Source organism: Pseudoduganella umbonata, assembly GCF_014192225.1.
In the GTDB taxonomy this organism is placed as follows: Bacteria; Pseudomonadota; Gammaproteobacteria; order Burkholderiales; family Burkholderiaceae_D; genus Rugamonas; species Rugamonas umbonata.
The window spans coordinates 206,612-229,109 of record NZ_JACHXS010000003.1 but is presented as its reverse complement, the minus strand read 5'-3'; the positions used below and the strand labels follow the sequence as shown (position 1 = coordinate 229,109).

Below are 22,498 nucleotides of genomic sequence, written 5' to 3'. Positions count from 1 at the left end.
CCGCGATGGGCCCCGCGATGGGCCCCGCGGCGCCGGCCCCGGCGGTCGTCCGGTCCCGCCAGCCATGGCGCGGAAACAACTTAGTATTGCAGGCGTGTTGGCGCATCGTCCAGCACTCGCCTATAGTAGCTGGATGCCGCAACGCACGCGATCGTGGCCATACTTCCGCTATTTCACTTCCAAAATAATAAAAACGAATATCGTAACGCGCGCGTTGCGGGCGCGACATTGCGCTGTCCGATCTCACCCGATTCCAAGACCTTGGATGGCGCCCCGGCCACCATTGCCAGGCATCCGGTTAGCTGTCACGAGTGATATAAAAATGACAACAAAGAGACTGCTGAGCATTGCAGGAAGACATTGGGACGCAGGTGCGGCGCTGGCCGTGGCCCGCGGTTTCGAATTGCGCGCTGTGACCGATCTCGACGAGGCGAACGCCGTGCTGGGCAGCTTGCCGTGCCTGGTCGGCATCATCGAACTGGGCACCCGCGACATGCTCGAGCGCGTCGAGCATTTCCTGCGCGAGCACTGGCGCGTGAAGTGGGTGGCCGTGTGCGGCGCCGAGGCGCTGGAGGATGAACGCTACCGCCGCCTGATCCACGACCATTGCATCGACTACCACACGCTGCCGGTCGACCTGGCGCGGCTCAGCCATACGCTCGGGCATGCCCACGGTTTTGCCACGCTTGCCGCACCGGCGCCGCGCCTCGCCAGTCCGAGCGGCATGCGGCTGACCGGCGACAGCCGGGCCATTGCGGCGCTGCGCCAGCGGCTGCACAAGGTCGCATGCGCCGAGGCGCCCGTGCTGATCTGGGGCGAGAGCGGCACCGGCAAGGAACTGGTGGCGCGCGCCGTGCACGAGGGATCGGCCAGGCGCGCCGGGCCATTCGTGCCGATCAATTGCGGCGCGATCCCGACCGGGCTGGTCCAGTCGGAACTGTTCGGCCACGAGAAGGGCGCCTTTACCGGCGCCGCCAAGGCGCGCGCCGGCCTGATCGAATCGGCCAGCGGCGGCACGCTGTTCCTCGATGAAATCGCCGACCTGCCACTCGACCTGCAGGCCAACCTGCTGCGCTTCCTGCAGGAAAAAACCATCTCGCGGGTCGGCGGTACCCGCCCGGTCGAGGTCGACGTGCGCATCGTTGCCGCGTCGCACGTGCGGCTGCACGAGGCGGTGGCGCGCGGCACGTTCCGGGAAGATCTGTTCTATCGCCTGAACGTGCTGTCGCTGGAACTGCCGCCGCTGCGCGAACGGGGCGACGACGTGCAGGCGCTGGCGGAAACCTTTTTCCAGGATTACGCCCGCGAGCGTTCCGCGCACGTCAAGGGCTTTTCCCGTGCCGCGCTGGCGGCGCTGGCCGCGCACGACTGGCCCGGCAATGTGCGCGAACTGCTGAACCGCGTGCGGCGCGCGTCGGTGATGGCCGAAGGGCGGCTGATCACGCCGCAGGACCTGGGCCTCGACGCCGCCACCGCCGGTTCCGGCGTGGCGCTGAACGGCGCGCGCGTGCAGGCCGAACGTGCCGCCATCGAAGCGGGCCTGGGCGCCGGCAAGAGCCTCACCGACGTCGCCCGCGATCTCGGCATTTCCCGGATGACGCTGTATCGCCTGATGGCCAAGCATGGCATCGAGGCCGCCGCGCGCAAGCGTTCCTGATCACCAGCGCGCGTCATCCGCCCCGCAAGCGCGGCGGCAAGGCCAGCCGGCGCGGCATCGGCGCGGAACTGGACTGCATCCTGGTCGCCCGCGACCGCAATCGGCAAACCTGCGACTTCGCCACCGGCCGCGGTCCGGTGACCGCCAGCCAGCTGGCCAGGCACTTGCTGCCGGTACTGGCAAAGGACGTCCTGCTCGTCAGCGACGGGGCCAATGCCTATAAAGCGTTTGCGCGGCAGGCCGGCGTCGCACACGAAGCGGTCAACGTCAGGGCCGGCATCGGGGCGCGCGGCGCGATCCACATCCAGGGTGTGAATGGATGGCATAGCCGCTTCAAGACGTGGCTGCGCCGATTCAATGGCGTGGCCAGTCTCTACCTGGCCAACTACACCGGGTGGCAGAGGGTCCTCGACGCCGCTGCATTAACGGCTCCGGCGCTTTGGCTTCGAGTTGCCTTGGCGTAAATCGCCGGCGCGCCGAGGTCTCCCGACACCGACAAGAGCAGAAACTTCCATACCTGCAGGCAAAACCGACTTTACGCGAACAGCGCCTTCGTAACACCCTGCCGATCCCGACCTTTTGTAACGTATTTGTTACAGCCGGTATTTTTCCACGATTCTCCACTGAAAACCTGCCACGCGGAGGGCGATCTGGCGCCCATGGTAGTAACAGCAACGTTACAAAATACTTATTCTAGTCATATTGTCTAAAGTGTAGCAAAGCAGATAAGTCAACGATTTCAAGCGCTTACTGATGGCTCAGGCCGATGGCATCAACCTTGCAACGTCGAGGCTGCTGAGGAATTCATTCTCAGCGGGGTGAATCGGCCAAACTACTTCAGTGGAGAAGCAAATGAAAAAAACCATGATTGCCGCGGCAATCGCGCTCGCCTTCAGCGTGGGCGCACAGGCGCAGACGACCGAGCCGGGCAACAGCGTCACGCAGAGCGGCGCCGGGGCGCATGCCAACGACAACGCGTCGGCGGTGCAGGACAGCAGCACCAACCGGAACAACGATTCCAGCACCAACCGCGACAACGACTATAGCCAGGCCAACGACAACAACAACGATTCCAGCACCAACCGCGACAACGACTACAGCCAGGCCAACAACAATAACAACAGCAGCGGCGCAGCACGTGCCGCCGCGGTCGGCGCTGCCGCCGCCAACAATGGCGCCACCGCAACGTCGAGCCTGACCAACGCGTTCAACACGTCGACGGCGACCGCCATCAGCACGCTGACCGGCACGGTGACCGGCAATAACGTGCACCACATCGGCAACGTCGCCACCAATAACGGCAGCGCCAACGGCGGCAACGGCACCGGCGGCACCGGCGGCGCGGCAGGCGGCGGCAACGCCACCTCCACCGGCGGCAGTGGCGCGGCCGGCAATGGCGGCGCCGGCGCATCGGGCGCCATCGGCGGCGTGGCAACCAATGGCAGCGCCAATGGCGGCAACGGCAACGGCGGCAGTGCCACCGGCGGTACGGCCAGTACGGGTGCGGCCTATGCGGGCACCGGCGGCGCCGGCGGCGCGGCAAGCGGCGCCAACTCGGGCGCGGGCGGCGCGGGCGGCGCGGGCGGCGCCGGCGGCACCGGCGGCCGCAGTTCCGACGGCTACGGCGGCGCAGGCGGCAGTGCCGCGGCGGGCGGCGCGGGTACCGGCGGCGCGGGCGGCCTGGCAGGCGCGGCCACCGGCGGCTCCGGCGGCAGCAGCGGCAACGCCAGCGGCGCACAGGGCGGCGCCGGCGGCTATACGGGCGCAGCCACGGGCGGCTCTGGCGGCGCGGGCGGCACCGGCGGCTATACCGGCGCAGCCAGCGGCGGCGGCGGCGGCACGGGCGGCACCGGCGGCTACACGGGCGCGGCCACGGGCGGCGCGGGCGGCACGGGCGGCGCCGGCGCTGCCGGCGGTGCGGGCGGCACGGGTGGCAACGGCGCGGCGGGCGGCGCGGCCTCGTCGGGCGACACGGGCGCGGGAAGCACGGCCTCGGCCGGTGCCGGCAATGGCGGCAATGGTCCTGGCGGCACGGGTACCGGCGGTGCCGGCAGCGGCGGCAACGGTCCTGGCGGCACGGGTACCGGCGGAACCGGCACGGGCGGCTACGCAGCCACCGGTTCGGCCAGTTCGGGCAACACCAATGCCGTGCCGGCCGGCGGCGATACCCCGGGCACGTCCGGTGACCAGACGGCCAGCGCCGGCAGCGGCGCCGGCACGGGCGGCGCCGGCACGGGCGCCACCGGCACCGGCGGTGCGGGTTCGGGCGGTGCAGGCACGGGTGCGACGGGCACCGGCGGCGCCGGTGCGGGCGGCGCGGGTACCGGCGGTGCAGCCACCACGGGCGCCACCACGGCAACGGCCGGCACCAACACCGCGGGCGCGGGCGGTGCCGGCGCCGCGGGCGGTGCCGGCGCGGCGGGCGGTTCCGGCGCGGCAGGCGGCGCCGGTGCGGCCGGCAGCAACACGGCGGGTGCCGGCGCGGCGGGCGGTGCCGGTGCGGCCGGCAGCAACACGGCGGGTGCCGGTGCCGCGGGCGGTGCCGGTTCGTCGGCGGCCAACACGGCCGGCGCCGGTGCGGCGGGCGGTACCAACACCACGGGCGCGGGCGGTGCCGGCGCAACGGCCAGCACGACGGGCGGCGCGGGCGCGACCGGCACCGGTGGCGCGGGTGGCGACGGCGCTGCCGGCGGCAACGGCTCCAGCGTGGCCGGCGCGGGTGCGGCCGGTGCCGCGGGCGGTGCCGGCGCATCGAGCGGTTCGGCATCGAATACCGCGGGTGCGGGTGCTGCGGGTGGCGCGGCCACGGGCGGTACCGCGACGGCCGGCACGGCCACCGGCGGCGCCGGCTCGGGCGGTGCGGCGACCAACGGCAGTGCCACCGCGGGTGACGGCGGTGCCGGCGGTGCCGGCGGTTCGGGTACCGGCGGCGCGGGTGGCTCGGCTGGCTCCACCACGGCTTCGGCCACCGGTGGCGCGGGTGCGGGCGGTACCGGCGGTGCCGGCGGCACGAACACCGTCAATGCGGGCACGTTCAACATGTCGAACACGATGAGCGGCGTGGCGCAATCGGCGGCGGGCATTTCCGTAATCAGCCAGAGCAGCGGTGTCAGTTCGCTGGTGCAGCAGAGCATCAACGTGCAGGCCAACCTGGGCGTGGGTCGTTGATGTACGCCGGCGCCGGCCTCCATGCGCGGCGCCGGATGGCCGCTGCCCGGCACGCCGGGCGGCGGCATGGCGAACCTGACGGAGGATCCATGCACGATCGAACGAGTAATCGGGTAACCGCGTGGCGCGCCGGGCAACCGGGACGCGCACGGGTCTGGGCGCGCGCCTGTGCCGCCGCGCTGCTGGCCGTGGCCGGGACGGGCGTTCATGCCGGGGAAGCCGCGGTGCGGGTGGACGCGGGCGGCGATGCGCCGCGCGAATTCGCGGTGCGCGCGGAACCCGCGGCCCTGCCGGCGCTGGCGTTGCCGGCCGTGCAGGCACCGGCGACCGGGGCTCTCAGCGACGAGCGCCTGGCCCAGCTGCGCGGCGGTACCGATACGCCGTGGAGCGACATGAAGCTCGGCGGCACGGTCGGCAACAATGCCGCCAGCAACGTGGTCACCGGGTCGAACATCATCACCGATGGCGCGTTCAGCAATGCCTCGGGATTGCCGATGGTGATCCAGAATTCCGGCGCCAATGTGCTGATCCAGAACGCCACCATCGTCAACGTGCAGTTCAAGTGATGGCGTGGCGTTGCATGACAACGGGGGCGGCCGCGTGGCTTGCCGTGCTCGCGCTGGCCATGCCGGCGCACGCGGCCGACCTGCCTTTCGGCGCGGGCGGGCCGGTCTCGCTGCGCGTCACGAGCATGAAGGAAGCGCGTTTCGTGAAGACGATACGCCAGCAGTTCGACTTCAGCTGCGGCTCGGCGGCACTGGCCACGCTGCTGACGCATCACTACGGCTACCCGGTCAACGAGCAGCAGGCGTTTACCGAGATGTTCGCGCGGGGCGACCAGGCCCGCATCCGCCGCGAAGGTTTTTCACTGCTGGACATGAAGAATTTCCTGGCCGCGCACGGGTTCAAGGCCGATGGTTTCCAGCAGCCGCTGGACGAGCTGGTCAAGGCCGGCTTTCCCGCCATCGTGCTGGTGGCCGAGCATGGCTATCACCATTTCGTCGTCGTCAAGGGCGTGCGCGATGGCCGCGTGCTGGTCGGCGATCCGTCCGGCGGCACGCGGGCACTGCCGCGCGCCCGCTTCGAGTCGATCTGGCTGAACCAGCTGCTGTTCGTGATCCACGACCGCCCCGGCAAGCCGCGCTTCAACGACGCGGCCGACTGGGCGGCGGCGCCGCGCCTGCAACCGGGTGCGGGGCTGGACCGCGACAGCCTGCAGCGGGTCACGCTGCCGAAATTCGATGCCGGCGACTATTAGATCCGCTGCGACCGGCGCAAGGGGATGCGATGAAGAAGATCTTGCCGTTGTTGTTGTTGTTATCGCTGCCGGGGGCGCCAGCCGCGCTGGCCGGCGAAGTGCCGGGCGGCTGGGGCGCCGTCGACGAAACCGTGCTGGCCAATGCCCGCGGCGGCTTCGATGCCGGCAATGGGCTATTGGTGTCGCTGTCGGTCGACCGGCTGCTGAGCATGAACGGCAACGTCGTCGCCAGCAGCCAGCTGGCGGTGCCGGACGTGGCCAAGGCCGCCGCGTCCGGTGCCGGCCTGTCGTCGTTCCACACGGCGCAGGCGGGCGCGGGCAATGCGCTGGCGATCGTCAACCAGCCGCTGGCCGGGCTGGTGCTGCAGAACAGCGCAAGCGACCAGCTGATCCGCGCGCAGACGACGATCGATGCCACCGTCAACAGCCTCGGCGTATTGAAGGACATGAATTTCAGCGACAGCCTGCGCCAGGCGCTGTCGACCTCCATCGCGCCGCGCTGAGCGGCACCATCGATATAAAGGATGCTTATGCCGCTTGTCCAGACCCTGCGTGCCGGCTGTGCCGGCATGTCCCTGTTGACGTTCGGTGCGATCGCGCAGCAGCCGCTGCCACCCGAACCCGCGGAAGCACGCCCGGCGGCCGAACTGGCCGCCGAACTGCGCCAGTTGAAGCAGGAGCTCGCCGAGCAGCGCGCGATGCTGCAGCAGTTGCGCGCGGAGCTGGGGGCGCAGCGGCAGGGCGCGGGGGCCGTGGCGCAGGCGCCCTCCACGCAATGGCTGGAACCGCTGCCCGCCGAGCAGGCACGGCAACGGCCCGTTCAGCGGCCGCTGGCAGCGGCGACGCTCGAAGGCTTGCGCGGCGCCGGCGGGGCTGGTGCCGCAAGCGGCGCCATGCAATCGCAGCCACAGCCGCCGCTGCAGGTGCCGGGGCAGGGACCGGCGGCACCGCAGGCGCCGGGACCGCAGGCCCCGGCGGCGCCGGCGGTGGGCCAGGCGCCGGCGCGCGATTCGCGCCCGCCCGAAGTGGCACCGCTGTTCGAAGCGCCCGGCGTGCTGACGCAGCGGGGCCACTATGTGCTGGAGCCGTCGTTCCAGTTCGGCTATTCGTCCAGCAACCGCGTGGCGCTGGTGGGCTACACGATCATCCCGGCACTGCTGATCGGGCTGGTGGACGTGCGCGAAGTCAAGCGCAATACCTTCACGGCCGCGATATCGGGCCGCTATGGATTGACCAACCGCACCGAGCTGGAACTGCGGGTGCCGTATGTGTACCGTTCCGATTCGACGGTGAGCCGCGAGCTGTTCACCGGCACCGCCGTCGAACGGGTGTTTGAAACGCGCGGCAAGGCGATCGGCGACATCGAACTGTCGCTGCGCCACCAGCTCAACGATGGCGGTGCCGACAAGGCTTATTACATCGCCGGCTTGCGGGTCAAGACGCGCACCGGCCGCGACCCGTTCGAAGTAGTGACCGATTGCACGCAGCGCTGCGTGGGCGAGAACGCGACCGGCACCGGCCTGCCGCTGGACCTGCCGACCGGCTCGGGCTTCTATGGCATCCAGCCGAGCCTGACCTGGCTGTTCCCGTCGGACCCGGCGATCTTCTTCGGCAGCATCAGCTACCTGCACAATGTCAAGCGCAGCAACGTGATGCGGATGGTGCTGAACGGCGAAGTGGAACCGCTGGGCGAGGTGAAGCCGGGCGGCGTGATCGGCTTCAACTTCGGCATCGGGCTGGCGCTGAACGACAAGGCGTCGCTCAGCCTCGGCTACGACCACAGCTCGATGGGCCGCACCCGGCAGAACGGCGTCAACGTGCCGGGCTCGGTGCGCACCCAGCTGGGCACGCTGCTGATGGGCTTCTCTTACCGGCTCAACGAAAAACGCACCGTGAACGTCACCGTCGGCGCGGGGCTGACGCAGGATACGCCGGATGTCTCGCTGTCGGTGCGGTTGCCGCTGGCGTTCTGAACCCGGCGCTCAGCGCACCAGGCAGGGCTTCTTGTTGTCGAACTTCCAGTTCGGCACCAGGAACTGCATCGCGGCGGCGTCGTCGCGCGCGCCTAAGCCCATGTTTTTATAGGCCTGGTGCGCCTTCTCGAGTTCCGCCGGATCGAGCTCGATACCCAGGCCCGGCTTTTGCGGAATGGCGATGAAGCCGCCCTCGATCTTCAGCGGGTCCTTCGTCAGCCGTTGGCCGTCCTGCCAGATCCAGTGCGTGTCGATCGCCGTCACCTTGCCCGGCGCGGCGGCACCCACGTGCGTAAACATCGCCAGCGAAATGTCGAAGTGGTTGTTCGAGTGCGAACCCCACGTCAGGCCGAACATCTGGCACAGCTGGGCCACGCGCACCGAGCCCTGCATGGTCCAGAAGTGCGGGTCGGCCAGCGGGATGTCGACCGACTGCAGCTGGATCGAATGGGCCATCTGGCGCCAGTCGGTGGCGATCATGTTGGTGGCTGTCGGCAGGCCGGTGGCGCGGCGGAACTCGGCCATCACTTCGCGGCCCGAGAAGCCGTTCTCGGCGCCGCAAGGGTCTTCCGCGTAAGCCAGGATGCCGTGCTTGTCGCGGCAGACGCGAATGGCCTCCTGCAGCGACCAGGCGCCGTTCGGGTCCAGCGTCACGCGCGCTTCCGGGAAGCGCTCGTGCAGCGCGACGATCGCTTCCATCTCCGCATCGGCGCTCAGCACGCCGCCCTTCAGCTTGAAGTCGTTGAAGCCATAGCGTTCGCGCGTGGCTTCGGCCAGGCGCACCACGGCTTCCGGCGTCAGCGCTTCTTCGTTGCGCAGGCGGAACCAGGCGTTGTCCGCATCGGGTTCGGCGCGGTACTCCAGGTTCGTTTTGTTCCGGTCGCCGACATAGAACAGGTAGCCCAGCATCTCCACCTTGTCGCGCTGCCGGCCTTCGCCCAGGAGATCGGCCACCGGCACGTTCATGAACTGGCCCAGCAGGTCGAGCAGTGCCGATTCCATCGCCGTCACGGCGTGGATGGTGATGCGCAGGTCGAAGGTCTGCAGGCCGCGGCCGCCGGAATCGCGTTCGGCGAACGTGGCGCGCATCGCGTTCAGGATGTTGTTGTACTCGCCCAGGCTCTTGCCGATCACCAGCGACCGCGCGTCTTCCAGTGTCTGCCGGATCTTCTCGCCGCCCGGCACTTCGCCCAGGCCCGTGTTGCCGGCGCTGTCGGTCAGGATCACGATATTGCGCGTAAACCAGGCGCCGTGGGCGCCGGAGAGGTTGAGCAGCATGCTGTCCTGGCCCGCGACTGGGACGACACGCATGTCGGTAACGGTGGGAGCGCCGGAAACGTAGGTGGTCATAATGGTCCTGTAATGGTTGGTGAAACCCGGACAGTGCGCCCGATTGGGGGTGCATCCGGACCAGCAGGATGGAAATATCCTCGACGTCTCCTGGCACTGCTGGTGATGGAGACGATCTTAGACGGGGATGGATTCAAGAACAAACCAATTGCTGACTCGATTAAGTCATTATTTGAATCCATCGACCGGGGCGGATGACTTACTGGCGGCGCAGCGCTTCCATGAAGGCGCCGAGTCGCCGGATCGCTTCCTCCAGGTGCGCGGCACTGGCCGCATATGACAGCCGGACGTAGCTATCGGCACCGCAATGCCCGAAATCTTTTCCGGGCGTGAGGGCGACGTGCACCTCTTGCAGCACCCGTTCGCAGAACTGCCATGACGTCAATCCGGTGCCGGCGACGTCGAAATACACATAGAAGGCGCCATCCGGCGGCACCGGCACGGGCAGGCCGATCCTCGCCAGGCCGTCCAGCACCAGCGCGCGGCGGCGCGTGAATTCGACGCGGCGCGCTTCGCATACCGCCAGCGAGTCCGCCGTGAAGCAGGCCAGCGCCGCCTGCTGGGCGATCGTCGACGGGCAGATATAGTAATTCTGCGCCAGCCGCTCCATGGTCGGCACCAGCGCATCGGGCACGACGCACCAGCCGAGCCGCCAGCCCGTCATGCCGAAATATTTCGAGAAGCTGTTGATGACGATCGCGCCGTCATCCACCGCCAGCACGGTCTGCGGCGGCCGGCCGGCGCTGTCCCGGTCGCCCAGGTTCAGATAGATTTCGTCGACGATGCGCCACGCGCCATGTTCGCGCGCCAGCGCGCAGATCGCGGCCAGCTCGTCCGGCGGCACCGACGTGCCGGTGGGATTCGACGGCGTCGCCACCATCACGCCGCGCGTGCGCTCCGTCCAGTTGGCGTGCACGCTGGCCGCGTCCAGCTGGAAGCGCGACTCCGGGCCGGTGGCGACCAGCCGCACGTCGGCGCCGAAGCTGCCGAGGAACTGGCGATTGCACGGATACGACGGGTCGCCGACGATGACTTCGTCGCCCGGGTCGACCAGGGCGGCCGTGACCAGCAGCAGCGCGGCCGATGCGCCGGCCGTGACGACGATGCGCTCCGGCGCGATCGCCACGCCGTGCTCGCGCAGGTAGAAGCCGGCGATGGCTTCGCGCAGCGCCGGCAGGCCCAGTGCCGCCGTGTAGGGCAAGGCGCCGGCCTGCGCTGCCGCGGCGGCGGCTTCCAGCACGGCGGGCGGCGCGCCGAAATCGGGTTCGCCGAGGCTGAGCCGGATGACGTCGTGCCCCTGTTCGGCGAGAATGGCGGCGCGCTTGCCGAATTCCATGGCGAAGAACGGGTCGATGGCCTGGGCGCGTTGTGAAATCTTCATGGTCTGTAGTGGTGCGGTGCGGTTCGGAACCCGCCAGTCTACCGGGGATGACGGCGTAATTGAAGTTGCCGGGTACACTGGCGGCTTTCCGAACCCTGCCGGCCGACCGATGACCCATCCCGCCCTGACGATTTCCCGCATCCTGCACGCCGGTTATGTGTTTGCCTGCGGCGGCACGCGCATCGCGTTCGATCCCATTTTTGAAAACCCGTTCAGCCGCAACTGCCACGCCTTCCCGGCGGTCCGATTCGACGTCGACAACATCCGCGCCCAGCGCTTCGACGCGGTCTTCATCTCGCATTTCCACGACGACCACTGCTCGCTCGACAGCCTGGACCTGCTGGACCGCGCCACGCCGCTGTACATCTACTGCCAGTTCGGCGTGCTGCTCGACTGGGTGCGCCAGCTGGGTTTTACCAGTGTCACGCCGCTGGCGCTGAACGAGCCGGTCGGGGTGGGGCCGTTCCAGGTGATTCCGCGCGAAGCCATGGATGCGGACGTGGACTCGATGTTCCAGGTCAGGGCGGCCGGGCTGAACGTGCTCAATGTCGTCGACTCGTGGATCGACGACGGCACGCTTGCCCAGCTGGTGGAGGAAGGCCCGTGGGACATGGTGCTGTGGCCGTTCCAGACCATGCGCGAGATCGAAGTGCTGGCGCCGTCGCGCTTCACGGCCGCGCCGCCGGCGCTGCCGGAAGAATGGATTCCCCAGCTGCGGGCCCTGGCGCCCCGTTACGTCGTGCCCAGCTCCTGCCAGTTCAAGCAGGAACCGTGGTCGTGGTACAACCGCGCGTTCTTCCCGATCTCGTATGCGCGGTTCACGGAGGAGGTGACGAAGGCGCTGCCGGCCGCCACGGTGGTGCGCCTCGATCCGTCCGTGTCGGTGACGCTGGATGCCGTGTCGCTGCGCCCGGCGCCGCCGCTCGACTGGGTGATCCCCGTCGGTGCGCAGGACGTCGACTACGTTTATGAAGGCAACGCGGCCGCGCCGCACACCAGCGAGATCGCGCGGCACTTCGGCGCGCTGACGGCGCAGCAGCAGGCGCGCGTATTCGATTACTGCCGATCCGAACTGCCGGCGAAATACGGCGCGGTGGAAGCGTCGTCGGACTATTTCGACCAGCCGCGCACATGGCTGCTGACCCTCTACGATCACGCGGGCGCGGCCACGCATTTCCGCTACCGGCTGGAACCGGGCGGCCCGGCAACGCTGGACGACGGCGCCGGACCGCCCGGCTGGACCACCGCGATTCCCGCCGCGAAGCTGTGGGCGGCGCTGGAAGAGGGCGAGTCGCTGACGTCGGTGTACCTGCGGGTGAACGATCCAATAAGTGATTCAATGGGGGGTACAGGGTTCGATGCCGCGACTGAAAGCGAGCTCGCAGAGGCCGACGTGGTCGACGATCCGCTGATTCGCTGCCTGTTCAGCGATACCTTCGGCGCCTACCAGGCCGCGCAGCTGCGCCGGCTGCTGGCGTGTCCGGCCGCATAGCGCCGTTATTTGCCCAGCAGGTACAGCGACCGGTTCCAGTCATCCTGCCACGCATGCAGGAAGTCGTGCGACGCGAAAGCGCGCTTCAGGGGACCGAGGGGAACGCCGTACACGTCGTGCAGGCCGAGCGCCAGGGTGACGGGATTCCACACGGCGTTGCGCTTCGACTTGCGCGCGCTGGCCTTTACACGGGCACCGTCGTCGCCGAAGATGCCGATCGCGTCATCGAGCGCCTTGTCCATGTCGAGCCGCGCCAGCCGGCCGAACGCCGCCAGCACGTCCGCCTTGCCGATACCGTATTGCGACTCGCTGGCCGCCGCCGGCGGGCGAGCCGCCGCCTCCGCTTCGTGTTTCAGCTTGCCTGCCAGGCGCTCCAGGTCCTTCTTCTGGAAGCGCAGCGCGTCGAGGGGCCGGCGAAAACCCGGTTCGGGCAGCCGCGCGACGATCTTGTACGCATCCTTCGTCATCGTGATCAGCACATCCTCGCTGCCCGCCACGAGGCGGGCGATATCGCCTTCGAAGAAGATCGGCGCCGCATAGCCGCCGTTGGCGTCGCCGAACAGTTCCGGGTATGCCGGGTCATAGTCCAGCCAGACATACGGCGTCAGGCCCTGTTCGAGCAGGCGCGCCAGCGTCCACGGTGTAGCGGTCTGCTGCGAGAGCCAGGCGCAGGCTTCGCCGGTCGTGGCGCGGAAGGGCAGGTCGGTGTTGCTCATGTTTTTCGGGCGGTGGTGGCGAAGGACCGTCATTGTATTGCAAGGCAGCCGCGATTCCTGCCGGTTCGGCGATAATGCGGCTTGTAACACAACCGTGCCGCTTGCAACACAACCGTGCCCGCTGCCGGCCGACAGCATATCGAGGAACGCCATGCATGAACTGATTTCGCAACTGCTCCGCCTGTACCTGCCCGCCGGCGCGGCCGTACCGGATGGGCTGGAACAGCACCTGGCCGGGGAAACCATCCGCGCCCTCGACCTGGCGAGCGACGGGACGGTCCGCACGCTCGTCATCCCGTTCGACTGGCGCAAGGACGGCGGCGGTACCGAACAGTGGGAGCGCCTGTGCGCGGTGGCCAATGCGCTGCAGGGCGAACTGGGCCTGCCGGCGCCCGCGGTCAGCATTTCCGGCGCCGCCGGTTTCCGCCTGTGGCTGTCGTTCGAATCGCCGCTGCCGGTAGCGACGGCGCAGCATTTCCTCGACTTGCTGCGCGCGGCTTACTTTCCGGAGCTGGCACGGCCGGCGCAAGGCTGGCTGGCACCGGTCGAAATGCCGCCGTGCCGCAATCCGGCAACCGGCAAATGGGCCGCCTTCATCCATCCCGGCATGGGCGCGTCGTTCGCCGACGAGCCGGCGCTGGAGATGATGCCGCCCACCGCGGCCCAGACGGCCTTCCTGCAGGGGCTGCAATCGATCGGCGCCGCGCAATTCCAGCACGCGCTGGACGTGCTCCAGCCCGCGCTGGACGTGGCCCAGCCGCCGTCCGGGCCAGCGGCCGCACCGGCGCTGCCCGCCGCCGCGCCGCCGCTTGGCAGCGATGCGGTGCCGCCCGGCCTGCTGCTGAAGGACGCCACGCTGGAAGACATCGTGCGCTTCCTGCACGCGAAAAATATCGAGCCGACGTTCCGGCACCTGCTGCCGTTGCGGCTCTGATAAGTGCCATCATTCCCGGGCCGAGGTTTTTAGCAGTTCTAATGCCATATCGCACATAGGAGCCGTGAGAGACCATTATCAACATCCGCCGAATAGTGTTCGGCAAACGAACCCATCCTTACCTACGATATCATTAGTATTACCTGGACCATTTCTAATATCCGATTCAACGTCTCTCATTTTTCTGCCGACCCAGCCGTCGCGGCCAAGTAAATCATTGCTCGGGCCGGGGCCTTGCGTTACATCCTTCCAGTAATTCCTGACAATTTTTACAGCTGTGTTGTTGTCGCCAAAGCAGCCGCTTCCGCCAATTCCATCTGTCATGCATTTCTCTAGCTCGTTCATTGTCAACTGGGTTCCGACGCATCCTGCGAAGGTCATCGGTTCACCAGCTGATGATATGGCGCAGCTTACAAAGACTTGTTGTTCCGGAGTTAGCGAGTTGCCGGTAGCACAGACTCCCATCTGAATATAACTTCCTCTATTGTTTAGGACGCAGCTCGCGACACGCTGTTGATCGTCTGTAAGGGCTCCTGAGGCAGCGCATAATCCAGCTCTTGCATAGTTTGCGCGATTTTTGCTAACACAACCGAGTATGCGCCTCTGTTCACTAGTGAGTTCGCCCATTGCAGTACAAAGTGCAGCGTCAGAGATGTCGGGATTGTCGACAGCACACTGAAAAACTCGCGCTTGTTCCTCGCTCAAGCTGCCGTTTGCTACACATTTCAAAAAAGTATCACCTCGTCTTGATGTTGCATAATTATTCGCGCATGTGGCAACCTTCAAGGCTTCGCCATCGATGTCTCCATTGGCAGCAGCCGCGCATATTGCAAAACTGGCGTTTGATTTTGTCCTCTCTACGCATCGCAAAATTGCGCGCTGCTTGGTTGTTGCCATGTTTTTAACCCAACATTTGGCGAAAGCGTCAGCTCCCTCCGACCTTCGATTTGCACAATTAGCAGCGGAGGCTAATGGATCGCCAGACTCGCTCAAGTAGAAGGTATGTTGGTGGTCGTCTCCAACATCCAATTTTCGAAATATTTCACCTACGCATCCTTCGACATATCGGATATAAAATTTGCTTTCCGAGGTGCAGAATTCCGCACCTCTTTTTGCCGTCCATTTGGCATTGCTGTTGGACGCCTCGGCATAGTAGTAATAGTATCTCTGTTCAAGCTTCCCAAGCAATGTGGCGGCGCACTGGCGAGATGGAACAACATACCATCCTCGCGAAACCCAGTTGCCGTCCTTGAACCACCCCACTGCCACGTTTATTTTGTCTGCTGTGTTATTGCAAACAAATAGCCCAGCAAACGCGTCTGTGGAAAAAAGCAAAAGACAAACTGATAGAATTCGCGCAAGAATGATGTTCATATGTCGTCCTTTCATACTGGCTCAAGTCTTTAGCTCGTAATTTCGACTTTGCACTATGTGACACTCCAGACAGTATTGTCAAGAACGTGACCCTTTACAAGATAATGTTATTGTCGAAGTAAATTATCGAAAGCCAGCTGAGTCTCCATACTTCGCTAGGAGCCGTCATGCACATCAGTAGAAGACTTCGGATGTCCTTTTCCGTCGCGACAGGACGCTACGTCTTCAGTTTTTTTCGCTATCTGTATATGTAGCATTGCCATGTTGATTGCTTATTAGCGGCGCTCCTCCCTCAAATACTGTTGCGCCAGCGGCCTGCTTGCTGCCCAACACCGGCCACCGTCCACGTGCTGCATTTTGCGCAGAGGCCCGGGCCTGTCCGGCTCCCCCACGCCACCCGATGCTTGCTGGCCCGCAGTTCGATGGCACAGCTCTTGCCTCATAGGGTCTGTTTCACCGCACCTCCACAACATCCATGGCACAACTATGACAAACAATCTCTGGAGAACCATCCAGTTCATTCCCGAATACCGCCGCCGCGTGGTCGGCGTGATCGCCGTCGGCGCCGTTGCCGGCCTGCTCGGCACGGCCACGCCCTATATCTACAAGGGCGTCGTCGATGCCATCGCGTCGATGCTGGCCGGGCGCATCACGTACCAGGAGGCCAGCTGGGCGGTCACGCTGCTGGTCGGCGTGTTCTTCGCGCTGCGGCTCGGCGTGGTGGTGTGCGGCGCCATCCAGAACAAGCAGGCCGACGACCTGTGGCTCGATACCGTCAGCACGTTCCGCCAGCGCGTCTTTGAAAACATGACGCAGAAGTCGATCGATTATTTCGAGAAGACGCGCGTGGGCGAGATCATGGACCGCTTCAGCACGATCACCAGCATCACGATGTGGCTGTCGGCGCTGACCGAGGGCGTGCTGGCGAACATCTTGCAGATGGTGTTCATCGTCGTGGTGCTGCTCGTCAAGGCGCCGCTGGTCGGCGTGATCATGACCGTCGTGCTGGTGATTAATTTCTGGATCTCGTACCGTACCGTCGGCTGGACCCGGCCGCACCGCCGCGGCTGGCAGGTGCTGGCGGGGCGCATGACGGGCCTGCTGGCCGAAATGGTGGGCAACATCGCCACGGTGCGCAGCTTCGGCGGCGAACCCGCGGTCAAGCAGCGCTACGACGCCACGCAGGCGGAGTGGAAGATCGCCCGCAACCAGCTGCACGTGACCGAGTGGCGCTCGGAACTGGCGCTGAACGTCGTCAACACGGCCGGCGTGTTCGCCGCGGTGACGCTGACCGTGTACGGTGCGCTGGCGGGGCGCTTCACGCCCGGCGACATCCTGCTCGTGCTGACGCTGACGCAGAACCTGACGAACACGATCGCGCCGATCGCGCGCCAGATCAACCAGGCCGGCGAAATCGAAAGCACGGCCGAGCGCCTCGTCGAATTGCTGGATGTCGAAGCCGAGGTGGCGGACCGTCCGGATGCCCAGCCGTTGCAGTCGCTGCAGAGCATCACGTTCGACAATGTCGATTTCCGCTATCCCGGCAAGGACGAATACGCGCTGCGCGACGTGTCGTTCCACCTGGCGGCCGGCGAATCGCTGGCGCTGGTCGGCACCAGCGGCAGCGGCAAGACGACGATCGTCAAGCTGCTGATGCGCTTCTACGACCCGACCGGCGGCCGCATCCTCGTCAATGGCCGCGACCTGCGCGACTGGCAGCAGCGCAGCGTGCGCGCGCTGATGGGCGTGGTGCTGCAGGACGTGGCGCTGTTCAACGACAGCATTGGCGAAAACATCGCTTTCGCCCGGCCCGGCGCGAACGCCGGGCAGGTGCGCGACGCGGCGCTGGCGGCGCATGCCGATGCGTTCATCGGCAGCATGGAGCAGGGCTACGACACGCTGGTCGGCGAACGCGGCATCAAGCTGTCGGGGGGCGAGAAGCAGCGGGTGGCCATCGCCCGTGCCATCCTGAAGGACCCGCAGCTGATCATCCTCGACGAGGCCACCAGCGCGCTGGACTCCGAATCGGAAGACCTGATGCAGCAGGGCCTGGACCGCCTGCTGGCCGGCCGCAGTTCGGTGATCATCGCCCACCGCCTGAGCACCGTGATGAATGCGGACCAGATCCTCGTGATGCAGGGCGGCCGGGTGCTGGAACGGGGCGGCCATGCGGAGCTGGCGGCCAGGGAGGGCGGGCTGTATGCGCGGCTGTTCGCGTTGCAGACCAGGGGGCGGCTGCACGCGGTGGGGGGGTGATAGGCGGTACTAGGCTGATTGGCAACTGCCCCGTTTTTTGCTGGCGCTTTCGATACGCTGGCAAGAACCGGGGTCAGTCCCCTTGATCAAGGCAGGCGACCGGGACAAAAATTACCGACTGGCGGGGACAGACCCCTGCTGATCTGTCGCTATCAGGACCTCATTTTTCAAGGCGGGTTGCGGGGGTGGCCCGGGCGGTGACGGCCGGCAGGGCAGTGCTATCCCACCAGGTGGCGATGGCCCACTCCTGCGCGCCGTAGTACAGCGGCAGCTTGGCCGGGCGCTGCAGCCGGCGATGGCGGATCAGGTAGTGGTCCGTCAGGTAGCGCCACGGCAGGATGTAGTGGCCATGCAGCAGCACCCGGTCGAGCGCCCGCGCGGTCACTTCCAGCTCCTCGCGCGAGCCGGCGTCGAGCAGCTTCTTGATCAGGTCGTCGACGACGGGCGACTGCACGCCGATGACGTTTTCCTTGCCCGGCCTGGCGGCATCGGCGCTGTTGAAGTTGCGCCACAGTTCGGCACCCGGCATGCGCGCCTCGCGCATCGCCACGGTGGCGAAGTCGTAGTCGTAGCCGTTCATCCGGCTGCGCGCGGTGGCGGCGTCGGCCAGGTTCTTGCGCACCACGATGCCCAGCTTGGACAGGGCCCGGTAGTACGGATCCATGAACGGGCTCTGGCCGCGCGACGCGGAAATCTCGATGACGAACGGCTCGCCCGCGGCGTTGCGCAGCACGCCGTCGCGGTTGTGCCATCCGGCTTCGGCGAACAGTTTCAATGCCACCATCAGGTTGTTGCGCAGCGACTGCGGCGGCAGGGTGCCGGGTTGCGTGATCACGGGCCCGAAGACGGCCGGGTCGAGCTGCGCCCGGTACGGTTCCAGCAGGCGCAGCTCCGCCGCACCGGGAGTGCCGGTGGCAGCCAGCGGCGTGCCCGTAAAGTAACTGGTCACGCGCTTGAATTCGCTGGCGAAGATCTTCTGGTTGACCCATTCGAAATCCATCGCGTAGTTCAGGGCCAGCCGCACGCGTGGGTCCTTGAAGCGGTCGCGGCGCAGGTTGACCGCGTAGCCGTTCATCGCCGGCGGGTTCGCATGCGGCAGCTTTTCCTTGACCAGTTCGCCGCTGTCGAAACGGCTGCCGATGTACTGGCAGCACCAGTAGCGCATCTGCACTTCGCTGAAGAAATCGTAGTCGCCCGAGCGCATCGCGTTGACCTGGGTGTCCCTGTCCTTGTACAGCTTGTAGATGACACGGTCGAAATTGAACATCCCGCGCCGTACCGGCAGGTCCCTGGCCCAGTAGCCGGGGTTGTAGCGGTAGCTGACATCGCGCCCGTCCAGGGCTTTCTCGATCCGGTACGGGCCGGTGGCGATGGGCGGCTGCAGCCGCAGTTCGTCGAACGGCACGGCCTTCCCACCTTCTTTTCCGCCTGCCTTGCCGCCGGCTTCCTGCCCCCATTTCGGCGAAAACACCGGCAGGCTGCCGGCCACGAACGACAGGTCGCGGCCCTTGCGCCTGAAGTCGAAGCGCACGGTGCGCGCATCGATCACGGTCAGCCTGGCGATCTCGGCGAAGTAGGCGCGGAAGCGCGGACTGGCCTTGCGGCCAGTGAGTGTGTCGAACGAGTATTTGACGTCGGCGGCGGTGACGGGGTCGCCGTTCGCGAAGCGCGCCGCCGGGTGCAGGCGGAAGGTCACCGAGCCGAAGTCCGGCGCCACGTCGATATCCTCGGCCAGCAGGCCGTATTGCGTGTTCGGCTCGTCGAGGCTGTAGACGGTCAGCGTCTCGAACATCATTTCCATCACGCCGGGGGCGATCCTGCCTTTCAGGCTGAACGGATTGAGCTTGTCGAAGCTGCTGCCCTGGCTGGTGTTGGACAGGGCCAGCGTGCCGCCCCGCGGCGCGGCGGGATTGACGTAGTCGAAGTGCTTGAAGTCGGCCGGGTATTTCGGCTCGCCGAACTGGGCAACGCCGTGCGCGGCCCAGCCGGCGGGGGGGAACGCCAGCAGCAGGGCGCCGGCAAGAACGGAAAATGGCTTCATGGATCGATGGGGCAGGAGCGAAGATTCTGGGAACATCAGTCGGATCGATGGGTCGGATTCAGTGGTCAATTACAGCGCGGCACGGACCAGCCGCTGGGTATACGGATGCCGCGGCCGGGACAGCACTTCACGTGTTTCTCCCTGTTCGACGATGGCGCCGTCATGCATCACGTACAGGTGGTGCGACAGCGCGTTGATCACGCCCAGGTCGTGGCTGATCAGGATGTAGCCGAGGCCGTACTTCTGCTGCAGCCGGACCAGCAGTTGCAGTACCTGGTTCTGGATCGACACGTCCAGCGCGGACGTGGGCTCGTCCAGCACTAGCAGCTGCGGCTGCAGCACCAGCGCGCGGGCGATCGCGATGCGCTGGCGCTGGCCGCCCGAGAACTCGTGCGGATACTTGGTCAGCGCCGTTGCCGGCAATCCCACGTCGGACAGCACCGCGACGATCCGCGCCAGCCGTTCTTCGGCGCCGAGTTCGGGGAAATGCAGTGCCAGTCCCTCGCCGACGATCTGTTCGATCGTGCGGCGCGGCGACAGGGAGCCGAATGGGTCCTGGAACACCACCTGCAGGCGCGCACGCAGCGAACGGCGCGCGTGGCCACCGGCGCTCTGGCGGGCACTGTTCTTCCGCGCCTGCCCGCGGCCCAGCGGCGTGCCGTCGAACAGCAGTTCGCCCGAGTGCGCCGGCAGCAGCTGCAGGATCGCTTGCGCGAGGGTCGACTTGCCGGAGCCCGATTCGCCCACCACGCCGATCGTTTCGCCGGCCCGCACGCGCAGGTCGGCACCCTGCACGGCCGCGAAGCCGGCGCTCTTGAACCAGCCGCGCCAGCCCGGCCGCGGTACCGGGTACTCGACGCGCAGCTTGCGCGTTTCCAGCAATATCGGGCTGTCGGGTGCGACCGGGCCGATGCTGCGCACCGGCAGGCTGTCGATCAGCTTGACCGTGTACGGGTGGCGCGGCGCGCCGAACAGTTCGGCCGTGGTGTTCACCTCGACCAGCCGGCCGCGCTCCATCACGGCCACGCGCTGGGCAAAGCGGCGCACCAGGTTCAGGTCGTGCGTGATCAGCAGGATCGCCATGCCGTCGCCGCCTTCGCGCCGGCTTTCTTCCTCCTGCAGGTCGAGCAGCAGCTGCACGATGCGGGCGCGCACCGGCGAATCGAGCGCGGTGGTCGGCTCGTCGGCGATCAGCAGCTTGGGCCGGCAGGCCAGCGCCATGGCGATCATCGCGCGCTGGCGCTGGCCGCCGGACAACTGGTGCGGCAGGCTGTCGATGCGCCGTTCCGGTTCGCGGATGCCGGTGCGCGCCAGCAGGGCGATGGCCCTGGTCCGCGCGTCCTGCGGCGACAGGCCTTCGTGCAGTACCAGCGTTTCGACGATCTGGTTGCCGATGCTGAACAGCGGGTTCAGCGCCGTCATCGGTTCCTGGAAGATCATCGCCACGTCGGCGCCGCGCACCTTGCGCAGTTCTTCCAGCGGCAGCGCCTGCAGGTCGCGCCCCTGCAGGCTGATGCGGCCACGCACGCGGGCCTGGCCGGCCAGGCGCAGGATCGACAGCGCGGTCACGGTCTTGCCGGAGCCGGATTCGCCGACCAGCGCCAGTCGCTCTCCCGGCTGGATCTGCAGGTTCAGGCCCTTGACCGCCTGGTGCCTGCCGAACCAGATCGACAGGTCTTCGATGGACAGCAACGGGCCGCTCATGCCGCATCCCTCGCAGGAACCCGGCCCGGGGCGATGCCGGCGGCGGGTGCCGCATCGGCTTGGGCTTCGGCTTCGGGCTCCGCATCCGGCTCCCCGGCCCCCAGCGTGTCGTCGGCGATGCGCGAGTCGAGGGCGTCGCGCAGTGCTTCGCCCATGAACGTCAGCAGCATCAGCGTGGCGACCAGCACGGCAAAGGTGAACAGGGCGATCCACCAGGCATCCAGGTTGGCTTTGCCCTGCGCCAGCAGGTGGCCCAGGCTGGGCGCCGGCGCGGTCACGCCGAGGCCGAGGAAATCCAGGCTGGCCAGCGCCATGATGCCGGCGCTCATGCGGAACGGCAGGAACGTGATCACCGGGGTCAGGCTGTTGGGCAGCACGTGGCGCCAGATGATCTGCCAGCTCGACAGGCCCATCGCGCGCGCCGCCTTCACGTATTCCAGCTGGCGGTTGCGCAGGAACTCGACACGCACGTAGTCGGCCAGGTGAATCCAGCCGAACAGCGACAGCAGCACGAACAGCAGCAGGAAGCTGTGCTCGAACACGGAGGCGAAGATGATCAGCAGGTACAGCTCCGGCATCGAGCCCCACACTTCGATCAGGCGCTGGGCGAGCAGGTCGACCTTGCCGCCGAAATACCCCTGCACTGCGCCGATCAGCACACCCAGGATGGTGCCCGCGGCCGTCAGGGCCAGCGCGAAGGCGACCGACACGCGGAAGCCGTACAGCAGGCGCGCCGCGATGTCGTAGCCGGCGATATCGGTGCCGAGCCAGTTCTCGCGCGACGGCGGCGCGGGGAAGTGGTGGGCACTGGAAAAATAATTGAGGGTGTCGTAATAGTACGGATTCGGCGGATACAGCGCGAAGTTGCCCGGCGCCTGCAGGCGCGCGCGGATGAACGGGTCGAGATAGTCGGCCTGGATCGGCAGCGCGCCGCCGAATACCGATTCGGCATAGTCGTGCAGCAGCGGAAAGTACCACTGGCCCTGGTAGTACACCAGCAGCGGGCGGTCGTTCGACAGCAGTTCGCCGGCCAGGCTCAGGCCGAACAGGAACGCGAAGATCAGCAGGCTCCAGTAGCCGGCGCGGTGGCGGCGGAAGCGCTGCCAGATACGCCGCCCGGGCGAACGCGAAGGCGAGTGCCCGGCAGGATGCAAGGAGGCCTGTCGCGGCAGGGTGGCATAGGATTGCGCCATG

At 66.9% G+C, this 22,498-nt stretch carries 16 protein-coding genes and 1 pseudogene; 10 read left to right on the top strand and 7 right to left on the bottom strand.

Features of this window, described 5'->3' with window-relative positions; all coding sequences use genetic code 11:
• Window positions 1-322: 322 nt before the first annotated feature.
• The 7 genes from FHS02_RS09760 (at window position 323) to FHS02_RS09730 (ending at window position 8,056) form a co-directional block, all read left to right on the top strand.
• On the top strand, window positions 323-1,657 hold the full coding sequence (locus FHS02_RS09760; protein ID WP_137313250.1) for a sigma-54 dependent transcriptional regulator: 1,335 nt from the start codon (window positions 323-325) through the stop codon (window positions 1,655-1,657).
• A complete protein-coding gene (locus FHS02_RS09755; RefSeq protein WP_137313249.1) occupies window positions 1,654-2,121 on the top strand; it encodes an IS1595 family transposase in 468 nt (155 codons plus the stop codon). The genes FHS02_RS09760 and FHS02_RS09755 overlap by 4 nt, the downstream gene beginning before the upstream one ends.
• A gap of 388 nt (window positions 2,122-2,509) precedes the next feature.
• On the top strand, window positions 2,510-4,825 hold the full coding sequence (locus FHS02_RS09750; RefSeq protein WP_175424752.1) for a hypothetical protein: 2,316 nt from the start codon (window positions 2,510-2,512) through the stop codon (window positions 4,823-4,825).
• Between the two features lie 89 nt (window positions 4,826-4,914).
• On the top strand, window positions 4,915-5,391 hold the full coding sequence (locus FHS02_RS31465) for a hypothetical protein (RefSeq protein WP_229422565.1): 477 nt from the start codon (window positions 4,915-4,917) through the stop codon (window positions 5,389-5,391).
• A 14-nt stretch (window positions 5,392-5,405) separates the two neighbouring features.
• Window positions 5,406-6,083 (top strand): C39 family peptidase, encoded by a 678-nt coding sequence (locus tag FHS02_RS09740; protein WP_137313248.1) that lies wholly within the window; start codon window positions 5,406-5,408, stop codon window positions 6,081-6,083.
• A gap of 29 nt (window positions 6,084-6,112) precedes the next feature.
• Entirely contained in the window at window positions 6,113-6,586 is a 474-nt protein-coding gene (locus tag FHS02_RS09735; RefSeq protein ID WP_137313247.1) for a hypothetical protein, read from the top strand.
• Between the two features lie 27 nt (window positions 6,587-6,613).
• Window positions 6,614-8,056, top strand: a complete 1,443-nt coding sequence (locus FHS02_RS09730; protein ID WP_229422564.1) for an acetate kinase — start codon at window positions 6,614-6,616, stop codon at window positions 8,054-8,056.
• 9 nt (window positions 8,057-8,065) lie between these two features.
• On the opposite strand, the gene gudD is transcribed toward FHS02_RS09730, so the two are convergent.
• Both gudD and FHS02_RS09720 read right to left on the bottom strand, forming a co-directional pair.
• Window positions 8,066-9,406: a glucarate dehydratase gene (gudD, locus tag FHS02_RS09725; protein WP_137313245.1), complete on the bottom strand. Its 1,341-nt coding sequence runs from the start codon at window positions 9,404-9,406 to the stop codon at window positions 8,066-8,068.
• Window positions 9,407-9,605: 199 nt separating this feature from the next.
• Complete coding sequence (locus FHS02_RS09720; RefSeq protein ID WP_137313244.1) at window positions 9,606-10,787, bottom strand: pyridoxal phosphate-dependent aminotransferase; 1,182 nt, start codon at window positions 10,785-10,787, stop codon at window positions 9,606-9,608.
• A gap of 109 nt (window positions 10,788-10,896) precedes the next feature.
• Between FHS02_RS09720 and FHS02_RS09715 the strand changes: the two genes are divergently transcribed.
• The gene (locus FHS02_RS09715; RefSeq protein WP_137313243.1) at window positions 10,897-12,279 is read left to right on the top strand and encodes an MBL fold metallo-hydrolase; all 1,383 of its coding nucleotides are present in this window, start codon (window positions 10,897-10,899) and stop codon (window positions 12,277-12,279) included.
• A 5-nt stretch (window positions 12,280-12,284) separates the two neighbouring features.
• On the opposite strand, the gene FHS02_RS09710 is transcribed toward FHS02_RS09715, so the two are convergent.
• Window positions 12,285-12,995, bottom strand: a complete 711-nt coding sequence (locus tag FHS02_RS09710; RefSeq protein WP_137313242.1) for a hypothetical protein — start codon at window positions 12,993-12,995, stop codon at window positions 12,285-12,287.
• A 151-nt stretch (window positions 12,996-13,146) separates the two neighbouring features.
• Here FHS02_RS09710 and FHS02_RS09705 point away from each other — a divergent pair, with 151 nt between their 5' ends.
• On the top strand, window positions 13,147-13,929 hold the full coding sequence (locus FHS02_RS09705) for a hypothetical protein (RefSeq protein ID WP_137313241.1): 783 nt from the start codon (window positions 13,147-13,149) through the stop codon (window positions 13,927-13,929).
• A gap of 78 nt (window positions 13,930-14,007) precedes the next feature.
• Here FHS02_RS09705 and FHS02_RS09700 read toward each other — a convergent pair whose 3' ends face one another.
• A complete protein-coding gene (locus FHS02_RS09700) occupies window positions 14,008-15,303 on the bottom strand; it encodes a DUF1036 domain-containing protein (protein ID WP_175424751.1) in 1,296 nt (431 codons plus the stop codon).
• 486 nt (window positions 15,304-15,789) lie between these two features.
• On the opposite strand from FHS02_RS09700, the gene FHS02_RS09695 reads away from it, so the two are divergent.
• On the top strand, window positions 15,790-17,559 hold the full coding sequence (locus FHS02_RS09695) for an ABC transporter ATP-binding protein (protein WP_137313239.1): 1,770 nt from the start codon (window positions 15,790-15,792) through the stop codon (window positions 17,557-17,559).
• Between the two features lie 160 nt (window positions 17,560-17,719).
• Here the strand turns inward: FHS02_RS09695 and FHS02_RS09690 are convergent, their stop codons facing one another.
• From FHS02_RS09690 to FHS02_RS09680, 3 genes and pseudogenes are all read right to left on the bottom strand, one after another.
• Window positions 17,720-19,600 carry an extracellular solute-binding protein gene (locus FHS02_RS09690; protein WP_137313238.1) on the bottom strand — a complete coding sequence of 627 codons (1,881 nt, stop codon included), beginning with the start codon at window positions 19,598-19,600 and terminating at the stop codon, window positions 17,720-17,722.
• Window positions 19,601-19,669: 69 nt separating this feature from the next.
• Entirely contained in the window at window positions 19,670-21,304 is a 1,635-nt protein-coding gene (locus tag FHS02_RS09685) for an ABC transporter ATP-binding protein (protein ID WP_137313237.1), read from the bottom strand.
• Window positions 21,305-21,396: 92 nt separating this feature from the next.
• Window positions 21,397-22,497: pseudogene (locus FHS02_RS09680) on the bottom strand (ABC transporter permease); the annotation flags it as partial.
• Window position 22,498: the final 1 nt, after the last annotated feature.

Coding starts and splice junctions, on each gene's coding strand:
- FHS02_RS09760 (WP_137313250.1), top strand. CDS start 323: ATGACAACAAAGAGACTGCTGAGCATTGCAGGAAGACATTGGGACGCA.
- FHS02_RS09750 (WP_175424752.1), top strand. CDS start 2,510: ATGAAAAAAACCATGATTGCCGCGGCAATCGCGCTCGCCTTCAGCGTG.
- FHS02_RS31465 (WP_229422565.1), top strand. CDS start 4,915: ATGCACGATCGAACGAGTAATCGGGTAACCGCGTGGCGCGCCGGGCAA.
- FHS02_RS09740 (WP_137313248.1), top strand. CDS start 5,406: ATGACAACGGGGGCGGCCGCGTGGCTTGCCGTGCTCGCGCTGGCCATG.
- FHS02_RS09735 (WP_137313247.1), top strand. CDS start 6,113: ATGAAGAAGATCTTGCCGTTGTTGTTGTTGTTATCGCTGCCGGGGGCG.
- FHS02_RS09730 (WP_229422564.1), top strand. CDS start 6,614: ATGCCGCTTGTCCAGACCCTGCGTGCCGGCTGTGCCGGCATGTCCCTG.
- gudD (WP_137313245.1), bottom strand. CDS start 9,406: ATGACCACCTACGTTTCCGGCGCTCCCACCGTTACCGACATGCGTGTC.
- FHS02_RS09720 (WP_137313244.1), bottom strand. CDS start 10,787: ATGAAGATTTCACAACGCGCCCAGGCCATCGACCCGTTCTTCGCCATG.
- FHS02_RS09715 (WP_137313243.1), top strand. CDS start 10,897: ATGACCCATCCCGCCCTGACGATTTCCCGCATCCTGCACGCCGGTTAT.
- FHS02_RS09710 (WP_137313242.1), bottom strand. CDS start 12,995: ATGAGCAACACCGACCTGCCCTTCCGCGCCACGACCGGCGAAGCCTGC.
- FHS02_RS09705 (WP_137313241.1), top strand. CDS start 13,147: ATGCATGAACTGATTTCGCAACTGCTCCGCCTGTACCTGCCCGCCGGC.
- FHS02_RS09700 (WP_175424751.1), bottom strand. CDS start 15,303: ATGAACATCATTCTTGCGCGAATTCTATCAGTTTGTCTTTTGCTTTTT.
- FHS02_RS09695 (WP_137313239.1), top strand. CDS start 15,790: ATGACAAACAATCTCTGGAGAACCATCCAGTTCATTCCCGAATACCGC.
- FHS02_RS09690 (WP_137313238.1), bottom strand. CDS start 19,600: ATGAAGCCATTTTCCGTTCTTGCCGGCGCCCTGCTGCTGGCGTTCCCC.
- FHS02_RS09685 (WP_137313237.1), bottom strand. CDS start 21,304: ATGAGCGGCCCGTTGCTGTCCATCGAAGACCTGTCGATCTGGTTCGGC.